Here is an 8876-nt window from a genome sequence, read left to right as displayed (position 1 = left end):
CCCAGGTCGAAGAAGCTCTCATCGGGCTCGATGTCATCCAGACCGAGGGCCTGCCCGAACAGGCGCAGGACGAAGGCGAGCGGGGTCCCCTCGGCCGGCCCGACGCCGGTCGGGGCCGGCTCGACCTCGGCCGGCTGCCCGGCCCCGGTGTCCGCACCGACTTCGGCGAAGGGATCCGGCGACCCGCTCGCGGGCGACGCCGGCGCGCCGGGCGTCCAGGCCGTCTCCGTGGTCCCGTCGGCCGGGTGCCGCACCAGGTAGGGCAAGCGCTCGAAGGCGTAGCCGGGCAGCGGCAGCTTGGCCCGGCGCTCGCCGTCGTGCACCCCCGCCCAGTCGACCGTGGTGCCCTCGGCCCAGAGCCGGCCGAGCGCCGCGTAGAGCGTCTCCAGCGCGTCGGCGCCGTTCAGTTCGCGCTCCGGGAAGGCCGCCAGCGCGGTGTGCGCCGGGGTGAAGGACTCGTGTTCGCGGGCCGCGTCGACCAGCGCCGAGCCGAAGCCGACCTGTAGCAGGATCCGCTCGTGGTCGGCGAGCAGGTGGGCCGTCGCACCGTACCGGTCCGCCTCGCGCGCCTCGCGGGCCCACCGCTCGGCGCTCACCACGGCTCCGGCGTCGTACCGGCGGCCCTCGCCGCCGAGCACGGCCGGCACCGTCAACGGGCGCGCGGTGACCTCCGGCACTTCGTCGAACTGCCCGGCGCGGGCGTTCGCGACCACCAGGCGCAGCGCGTCGGCCGGCTCGAACGCCCCCGCCACGGTGGCGGCGACCAGGGCACCGACCCCGGTACCGGACACCTCCGCCGGTCGGACGCCCCAGCGGTGCCAGAGCGCGGCGAGCGAGTACTCCAGAGCGAACACGTAAACGTCGCGCACCGCCGGGTCGGCCGGCCACGCCCCGCCGCGCGCCACCTTCCGCACCAGGGCGGCGAGTTCGGGGTCGACGGCGTCCAGGCAGGCGGTGAACGCCCGCCGCAGGGCGGGCTCACCGGCGTGCAGTCGCCAGGCCTCGGCCGGGCCGGGCTGTCCGGGGAAGAGCAGGACGACCGGGCGGCGGCGGGCCGGGCCGGCCGCGACCACCGGCGCAAGCTCCCGGAGGCCGTCCTCGCCGGCCACCGCGAACGCGCGGTACTCGTGCTCGCGCCGCCCCTGCTGCAGGGTCCAGGCGACGTCCGCCACCGGCAGCCCGGGGGACTCGACCAGGTGCGCCGCGAGCCGGTCGATGCCGGCCTGCAGCGCCGAGGCGGTGCGGGCGGAGAACACCAGCAGCTGCGCGGTGCGGTCCGACTCCTCGGCCGCCCGGGCCGGGGCCTCCTCCAGCACCAGGTGGGCGTTGACCCCGCCGACGGCGAAGGAGCTCACCCCGGCCCGCCGGGTGGGCCCGCAGGGCTCCCAGGCGGTCAGCTCGGTGGCCACCCGGAACGGGCTGGACGTGAAGTCGATCTGCGGGTTCGGCTCGGCGAAGTGAAGGCTCGGCGGGATCTGGCCGTGTTCGAGCGCCAGCAGGGTCTTGATCAGCCCAGCGGCGCCCGCGGCCGCGTCCGCGTGCCCGATGTTGGTCTTCACCGACCCGATCGCGCAGAAGCCGGTGTCCTCGGTGTCGGCCCGGAACGCCGTGGTCAGCGCGGCCATCTCGATCGGGTCGCCGAGCGGGGTCGCGGTGCCGTGCGCCTCGATGTAGGTGATGGTGCGGGCGTCAGTGCCGGCCGCGACCTGCGCGCCCCGCACGGCCGCCGCCTGGCCCTCGACGCTGGGCGCGCCGAAGCCGATCCGGTGCGCGCCGTCATTGGTCACGGCGGAACCGCGCAGCACCGCCCGGATGTGGTCACCGTCGGCCAGCGCGTCGGAGAACCGCTTGAGCACGACCACACCCACGCCGTTGCTCGCCACGGTGCCCGCGCCCCGGGCGTCGAAGGCGCGGCAGGTGCCGTCCGGCGCCAGGGTGCCGTCGCCGCCGGTCCAGGCGATCTTCTTCGGCGGGACGTGCACGGCGACGCCGCCGGCCAGTGCCAGGTCGCAGTCGCCGGCCAGCAGGGCGCGGCCGGCCGTGTGGACGGCCACCAGGGCGGTGGCGCAGGCGGCCTGGACCGCGACGGCGGGGCCGCGCAGTCCGAGCCGTTCGGCGGTGCGGGCGGTCAGGAAGTCCGGCGCGGTGCCGAGCAGGATCTCGTCCTCGGTCAGGCCCGGCAACCGGTCCCGCTGGGCGCGCAGGGCCTGCGCGTACTGGGTCTCGGTGGAGCCGCCGTAGACGCCGATGGCGCCCGGGAAACGGTCCGGATCCTGTCCGGCGTTTTCCAGCGCGGCCACCGCGGTTTCCAGGAAGACCCGGTGCTGCGGGTCGATCAGGAACGCCTCACGGGCGGAATAGCCGAAGTATTCGGCATCGAACCATTCTGCGGCGTCCAGCCGGCCCCGGGCCGGCACGTACTCCTGGTCGCCTCCGTCCGCGGCGCCACCGGGAATGATCCGGGCTGGCTCGCGGTCGATGGTGTCCAGGCCGTCGGCGAGATTGCGCCAGAATTCGTCGACGTCCGCGGCGCCGGGAAAGCGGCCGGCCATTCCGACGACGGCGATGAACTCGTCCTCGTCGACGGAGTACTCGATCTCAGCCACCGAAGCCCCCATCGCCGGGCAGGCCGGGCAGGCCGTCCGCGGCGGACCCGTCACGGGTGCCGAGCTGCGCCCGGCGGTTGCCGAGCCGGGTGTTGCTGCGGGTCCGCCGGCCGGCCGACCGGCGGTTGTCGGACCGGTCCGCACCGGATCCTGAATCTAGGAATCGCGCAAGCGAGTTGACGGTCGGGTGGTTGAACAGGTCGACCAGTTCGACGTCCTTGCCGAGCCGCTGGGAGACCCGGTCCCGGACCATGTGCAGCATGATCGAGTGGCCGCCGATGTCAAAGAAGTTGTCCTCGGTCTCGACCTCGGGGATCTCCAGCACCTCACGCCAGATCCCGGCGACGACCTCGGCCGTCTCCGAACCCGGGGACCGCCATCCGGCCGTCGGCCCGACGGCGGATTCCCCCTCCGTCGGATTCGGCTCAGCTGCGTGATCCACTGCGCTCCTCCCCTGGAACTGCGGTATTCCGCTTTCCTTGTGATCATCCGTTGCCGACGGAGGGGTTGTCCAATAACAAGCTCGGCTAGCAGGAAGAAAGACCGTTTATGCCGACGGGCGCGACAGTGCGGCGCGGACCCGGGTCCGCCGATGAGCGATGAGTTCCTGGCACGAAATGCGGCGGCGGCCGGGCACGAAATGCCCGGCCGCCGTCAAAGGAGCCGAAAAGGTGCTGGAAACGCGGCCGGACTCGGCGACCCGGGGCCGTCAGACCCGGACGACCGTCTTGCTGCGCATCAGGAACTCGCCCAGGTAGCCGTCGTGCGGCAGCCCCGGCCGGTGCCAGTGGGTGGCGCGCGGACCCACGTGCAGGTTGCTGATCGTCGGCTCCGCCACCAGCGCGTCGACGAGTTCCTCGTCCTCGGTGAGCACGGCCAGCACCAGGGTGTCACGCAGCGGCGCTATCCCGTCCGCCCGGCTCCAGGGCGCCACCCACACGCACGGGAAGGGCAGTTCGGCCCCCACCTGCGGCGCGTCCGGGGCGTCCACCTGGTGGACGGTCGGCCGCAGGACGGCGCTGCCGTCGCCGAGTTCGTCGACGAAGCCGGTCCCGCCGAGCCAGGCCCGGGTGCCCTGGGCGCGTTCGAGTACGTACTTCTCCAACGCCCGGGCCGACTTGGCCGACTGCACCGGCAGACAGGCCCGCTCGTCGTGCGGCGGCAGGCTCGGCAGCGCGGCCAGGCGTTCGGCGATGGCCCCGGCCAGCGGCGCCGGGTCACCCTCGACCAGGATGCCGGTGGCGTTGACGCAGCCGCTGCCGGCGTGCCGGGTGATCGAGTCGACGATCACGTCCAGGTGATCGCGCCAGTCGGCGTCGGCGGTCACCAGGATCTTCGAGCGGCCCGGCTGCAGCGAGAGCACCCCCGGGTCGTCGGCGTACTGGCGGATGACCTCGTCGCCGCCGTAGGCCAGGTCGGCGCCCTGCACGATGGCGTCGGCCGCGTCGTGCCCGCAGGGCAGCAGCATCACGTGGTCGTTGCCGAACCCGGCCTCGCGCAGCGCCAGCACCAGCCGGTGCGCGGTGAACGGTTCCCGGGCGGCCGGGCGGACCGCCACCCGGTAGCCGAGCGCCAGCGCCTCGGGCCAGAAGCCGTGCGTGCCCGGGTGGTTGCCGGGCACGTGCACGGCGAGCACCTCGCCGCGGCGGGCCCACACCGCCTGGCCGGTGCGCGCCAGCGGGTCCCGCCAGTCGGACACCGCGCCGCTCGGGCCGGCCAGTTGGACGCTTCGGTAGGACTGTCCCACCCGCTCGGCACAGGTCTGAGTGGCGGTGCGCACCACGGCGATCGGCAGCCCGGAGACCCGGCTGACTGCGGCCTCGTACTCCTGCGGCGTCAGGCCGCCGAGCGTGGCGGTGCGGAACAGTTCGGCGGCGCGGGCCAGCGCGGCGGCCCGCTCGGCGACCGGCAGCGGCGTGGCGGCGCGCAGCGCCTTCACCGCGCGGTTGACGAACAGCGCGGGCGCCAGGCTGAGCTCGGCCATCACCGCACCGGTGACGTCGGTGATCTCCTGGCGGTTGTGGGTGCGGTAGGGACCGGAGGGTCCCAGCGCGTCCAGCACGGGCGATTCGGCCCGTGCCTCGACCGTCAGCGGTTCCTCGGTGGCCGTTGCCATCAGTAGACCCCTTCGATGACCGTCTCGTTGTCGAACGTCTTGACCGGGGCGATGCCGGCCGCCGAGTCACCGACCCGGCCCTCGGGCGCGGCGACCCGGATGGCGGTGTCGCGCTCCAGGTTGTTGGGCAGCAGCAGCGCCTTGGAGACGTGGTGCATGACGACCTGTCCGCGCTGCCCGTACGCGACCGGGGCGCCGGTCTGCGGATCCACCACCTGGAAGGTGATGTACGGGGAGAAGGTGTCGAAGACGCACGGCTCGCCGATCGGGGTGCCGTGCCGCTCACCGGCGATGCCGAGGATCATCGTGCTGCCGTAGTGGCCGTACAGCGTGGCCTCGGGGAAGATCTCGGTGCGGTACAGCGCCGCGGTGTCGGCGTCCATCTGGGTGCCGCCCCAACGGATCGCCCGCACCTTCTCGTTGACCAGCTCCACCAGCTCCTCGCGCTGGGCGATCCGCTCCAGCAGCGGTGGGGTCACCGTCATGACGCCGATCGGCTGGGTGCGCAGGATGTGCGTCGCCTGGTCGATGACGTGCTCCGCGTAGGCGTCGGCCTGCGATCCCTTGCCGTCGGCGATCAGCCGCTTGACCCAGCGCGGGTCGAGGTCGATCTGGAAGCCGTGGCGACCGTGCGTGGTGGCCGAGCGACGGAAGATCTCACCGACGATGTGCGGGCCGGACGGGGTGATGCCGAGCCAGTCCACGCCACGCGGGAAGCCGTGCACGTCGAGGTTGGCGTTGCTCCAGCCGACCAGCTTCTCCATCCAGTCGGTCGGGCAGACCACGCGCTTGGGCGCACCGGTGGTGCCGCCGCTCTCGAAGATGCCGACGAGGTCGGGGTGTTCGCCGTAGCCGCGCGGGATGAGGTCATGTGCGGGCACGTCGCGCAGCTCGTTGGCGACGTTGGGGAACAGGGTCAGGTCGGCGTAGCCCTTGACGTCCGCCAGCGGGTCGAACTCCAGCGTCTTCGCCCGCTCGAGCCAGAACGGGGAGCCGGTCTCCGGGCTGAAGTGCCACTCGATCGCGGCCCGGACGAGCTCGTCGGGGTCCGGGTTCGCGTCATGGTGCAGATCCAGGATTGACAGGTCTGCGCGGGCCACTGGTCCTCCTTGGTCGGCGGCCGGCCGGGCCGGCTGGTCAGCCGGCCCGGCCCTGCCCCTCGGGCTCTGTTCGATGGGGTTCGGATGGGTGTCGTCGTTTCGCATTCGATCACTCGGGGCGGCGCACCCGCCTGAGTGGTCACTACTCAATCGCGGTCAACGTGCCTGAACTGTGGCCCAGATGACGTTTGAACAGCCAAGCGCCATTCATACACTGGTGCGATGAAGGCAATGATCGCTTGGTGGGATCTCACCGAGTCACAGCAGAGCGCGGAGACCCTGCGCGAATTCCTCCGTGAGGAGGCGGAGCAGGCCTGGTCGGACATACCGGGCCTGCTCCTCAAGATCTGGGTGTCCGACCCGGCGTCGAACCGCTGGGGGGCGGTGTTCCTCTGGGAATCCGAGGAGGCCGCCGCAGCCGCCAAGATGCCGCGCAGCGCAGGCGAGTTGATCGGGTACCCGCTCGCCTTCCGGGAGTGGTTCGACGTCGAGGCGACGGTGGAGGGGCTCCACTCGCTGACCTCGCTGAGCGGGCTCGGCCTGGCCCTGCAGTCGCTGGTCCCGTAGGCGCGGGCCCCCGGGTCACCGCTCGGGGGCCACCACCAGCACGGAGTTCTCCATGGGGAGTTCCTCGATCCGCTCGATGGCCAGCCCGGACCGGCCGAACAGCGCGTGGTACTCGTCCAGGGTGCGCTGCCGGCCACCATTGACCACCAGCAGGTGCAGGTCCCAGAGCGCGGCGAGCGGGCCGGTGCCGTCCTCCCGGACCACCCGCTCGAGCACCAGCAGCCGACTGTCCGCACGCATCGCGGCCCGGACCTCGGCCAGCAGCCGCAGGCAGGCCGGCTCGTCCCAGTCCCCCAGCACCCGGGAGAGCAGGTAGGCGTCGGCCCCCTCCGGCAGCGGGCCCTCGAACATGTCCTGGCCGAGCAGCCTGACCCGATCCTCCCCGACCGTGGCCGCCAGGTGGGCGCGGGCGATCGGCAGCACGTGCGGGAGGTCGACCAGTACACCGCGCGCATCCGGCGCGGCGGCCAGGACGGTGGACAGCAACTGCCCGCTGCCGCCGCCGATGTCCACCACCAGCCGGCGCCCGGCGAAGTCGAAGACCTCGGGCACCCGCTCGAAGAAGAAGTTGCTGCCCTGCATGGCCCGCTGGAACCGGCCGGCCGCCTCCTGGTTCCCACCCAGGTAGGCGATCAGCGACTGCCCGTACTCCTGCTCGAAGGCGGGCCGACCGGTGCGCAGCGCATGCTCCGCACCGCTCCAGGCGCGGTAGAACTCCTCGCCGTAGAGCAGGGACAGGTCGCGCAGCGAGCCCGGGCGGTCCCGCAGCAGGTCGCCGACGGCGCTGTTGCGGTAGCCGTCCGGCTCCCCGCCCTCCAGGACGCCCAGGGTGACCAGCAGCCGCAGGAGCCGGTGCAGGGCGTCGGTGTCCGAGCCCGTCGCCTCGGCGAGGGCGGCGCCGGTGGTCCGCCCCGCAGCGATCAGATCGGGCAGGCCGAGCCGGGTGGCGACATGGACCGCCTGGGCGCGCCAAGCGCCGGTCAGCAGGTCCACGGCCGCGCGGGCGGCCGACGGGTCGGTGGTCATGGACGAACCCGGATCCTCTCGCCGATGGACCGTCAGTTGTGCTGCGCAGGAGCGAGGTTGCGGTTGAAGCGGAACAGATTGGCCGGGTCGAGCCGGCTCTTCAGGTCGGTCAGCCGACGGTGGTCGGCCGGCTCCCAGAAGTCGTCGGCGGGCCGCTCGGGGGCGCCGTCCGCGTACCGGCCGTACACCAGGTTCTGGCAGCGGCCGACAACGGAGTCGGCCGTGTCGAGCAGCGCTCGGTGGGCGGCCCGGACCTCGTTCGGCTCCGCCAGCCCCACCGGGGTCAGCACCCGCAGCAGGTAGCGGGCGTCCCGGTGGCCGACCGCGTTCGCCACCTCGGGGGCGCGGCCGAGGGCACCGCCGAGGTGGCGCACGTCGACCACGCAGGGCACCGCGGTACCCGGGGCGGCAAGCTTGGTCACCGCATCGGCCTGGGCCGCACCGAACTCGCGCAGCAGCACGTTGTCGCCGACGTAGGCGTGCGGCTGCGGCGGGTCGTTGTAGATGGCGCCGCATTCCGTGTACGGCATCTCGGCGACCGTATCGGTCAGCCGGGGGCCCAGCGCGCGCAGCGGGGCGACCAGTTCCTCGCCGGTGCGCGAGTCGCCGGTGTAGGCGACCCGGACATGGCCGAGGTGGCGCCCGCGCAGCCGCTCCGGCAGGACCGGCAGATCGGGGTAGCCGATCAGCGACACCGAGGAGGTCAGCTCCTCCGGGAGCGTCTCGGTCCAGCGCAGGTACTCGGCCAGCAGGCCGGGGGTACCGGCCAGGTCGAAGACCAGCTCGCCGCCGTAGATCCGGGTGACCGGCACCAGGTCGACCTCGATCGCCGTCACCACACCGAAGTTGGCGCCGGCGCCGCGCAGCGCCCAGAACAGCTCGGGGTCGCTGTCGGCGGTCACCCGGCGCGCCGCGCCGTCAGCGGTGACCAGCTCGACCGCCCGGACGTGGTCCGCCGCGTACCCGAACTGCCGGGCCAGCAGGCCGAGTCCGCCGCCGAGGAGGTAGCCGACCGCGCCGACGTCCGGCGCCGAGCCGTTCAGCGGGGCGAGGCCGTAGCGGGCGCCGGCGTCGACGACCGCCGCGAAGCGGACGCCGGCCTCGATCCGCGCGGTCCTGGCTCGCGCGTCCACCGTGACCCCGGCGAGAGCGGCGGTGTCGATCAGCAGACCACCGTCGGCGGGGACGGACAGTCCGTGCCCGGTCGCCTGGACGGCCACCGGCAGCTCGCGGGCGGCGGCGTGGGCCACGGCCGCCACCACGTCCTCGGCCCCGGCGGCACGCACCAGGACGACCGGCCGGTGCCGGTAGGCGGTCTGGAAACCCGCACAGCCGGCGTCGAAGCCGTCGTCACCCGGGACGAGCACCTTGCCGCGCACCCCGGCGCGGAGTCGGGCGAGAGCGGCGTCCGGGTCGGTCGCGGACACGTCGTTCATGTGGGTGTTCCCTTCGGTCCGGTAC

At 73.4% G+C, this 8876-nt stretch carries 7 protein-coding genes; 1 reads left to right on the top strand and 6 read right to left on the bottom strand.

Annotated elements, in window-relative coordinates:
* From ACZ5ON_RS25785 to ACZ5ON_RS25770, 4 genes are all read right to left on the bottom strand, one after another.
* A partial coding sequence (locus tag ACZ5ON_RS25785) for a type I polyketide synthase (RefSeq protein ID WP_465597235.1) occupies positions 1-2606 on the bottom strand: 2606 nt, incomplete at its 3' end.
* Complete coding sequence (locus ACZ5ON_RS25780; RefSeq protein WP_465597233.1) at positions 2599-3048, bottom strand: phosphopantetheine-binding protein; 450 nt, start codon at positions 3046-3048, stop codon at positions 2599-2601. The genes ACZ5ON_RS25785 and ACZ5ON_RS25780, both read right to left, overlap by 8 nt.
* A 267-nt stretch (positions 3049-3315) precedes the next feature.
* Positions 3316-4722, bottom strand: coding sequence for an aldehyde dehydrogenase family protein (locus ACZ5ON_RS25775; RefSeq protein ID WP_465597230.1), 1407 nt, complete (start codon positions 4720-4722; stop codon positions 3316-3318).
* Entirely contained in the window at positions 4722-5822 is a 1101-nt protein-coding gene (locus ACZ5ON_RS25770; protein WP_465597227.1) for a phenazine antibiotic biosynthesis protein, read from the bottom strand. Before ACZ5ON_RS25770 ends, ACZ5ON_RS25775 begins: the two co-directional genes overlap by 1 nt.
* Before the next feature lie 222 nt (positions 5823-6044).
* Between ACZ5ON_RS25770 and ACZ5ON_RS25765 the strand changes: the two genes are divergently transcribed.
* Entirely contained in the window at positions 6045-6389 is a 345-nt protein-coding gene (locus tag ACZ5ON_RS25765) for a hypothetical protein (RefSeq protein ID WP_465597224.1), read from the top strand.
* Between the two features lie 15 nt (positions 6390-6404).
* On the opposite strand, the gene ACZ5ON_RS25760 is transcribed toward ACZ5ON_RS25765, so the two are convergent.
* Together ACZ5ON_RS25760 and ACZ5ON_RS25755 are read right to left on the bottom strand one after the other, a co-directional pair.
* A complete protein-coding gene (locus ACZ5ON_RS25760) occupies positions 6405-7415 on the bottom strand; it encodes a methyltransferase (RefSeq protein WP_465597221.1) in 1011 nt (336 codons plus the stop codon).
* Positions 7416-7447: 32 nt separating this feature from the next.
* Positions 7448-8851 carry an FAD-binding oxidoreductase gene (locus tag ACZ5ON_RS25755; RefSeq protein WP_465597218.1) on the bottom strand — a complete coding sequence of 468 codons (1404 nt, stop codon included), beginning with the start codon at positions 8849-8851 and terminating at the stop codon, positions 7448-7450.
* Positions 8852-8876: the final 25 nt, after the last annotated feature.

This window comes from Kitasatospora sp. NPDC032150, assembly GCF_055579945.1.
This window is presented reverse-complemented; position numbering and strand designations above follow the sequence as displayed.

What these genes read in the sequence shown, in the direction of transcription:
- ACZ5ON_RS25775 (WP_465597230.1), bottom strand. Translation starts at nt 4,722, where the DNA reads ATGGCAACGGCCACCGAGGAACCGCTGACGGTCGAGGCACGGGCCGAA.
- ACZ5ON_RS25765 (WP_465597224.1), top strand. Translation starts at nt 6,045, where the DNA reads ATGAAGGCAATGATCGCTTGGTGGGATCTCACCGAGTCACAGCAGAGC.
- ACZ5ON_RS25760 (WP_465597221.1), bottom strand. Translation starts at nt 7,415, where the DNA reads ATGACCACCGACCCGTCGGCCGCCCGCGCGGCCGTGGACCTGCTGACC.
- ACZ5ON_RS25755 (WP_465597218.1), bottom strand. Translation starts at nt 8,851, where the DNA reads ATGAACGACGTGTCCGCGACCGACCCGGACGCCGCTCTCGCCCGACTC.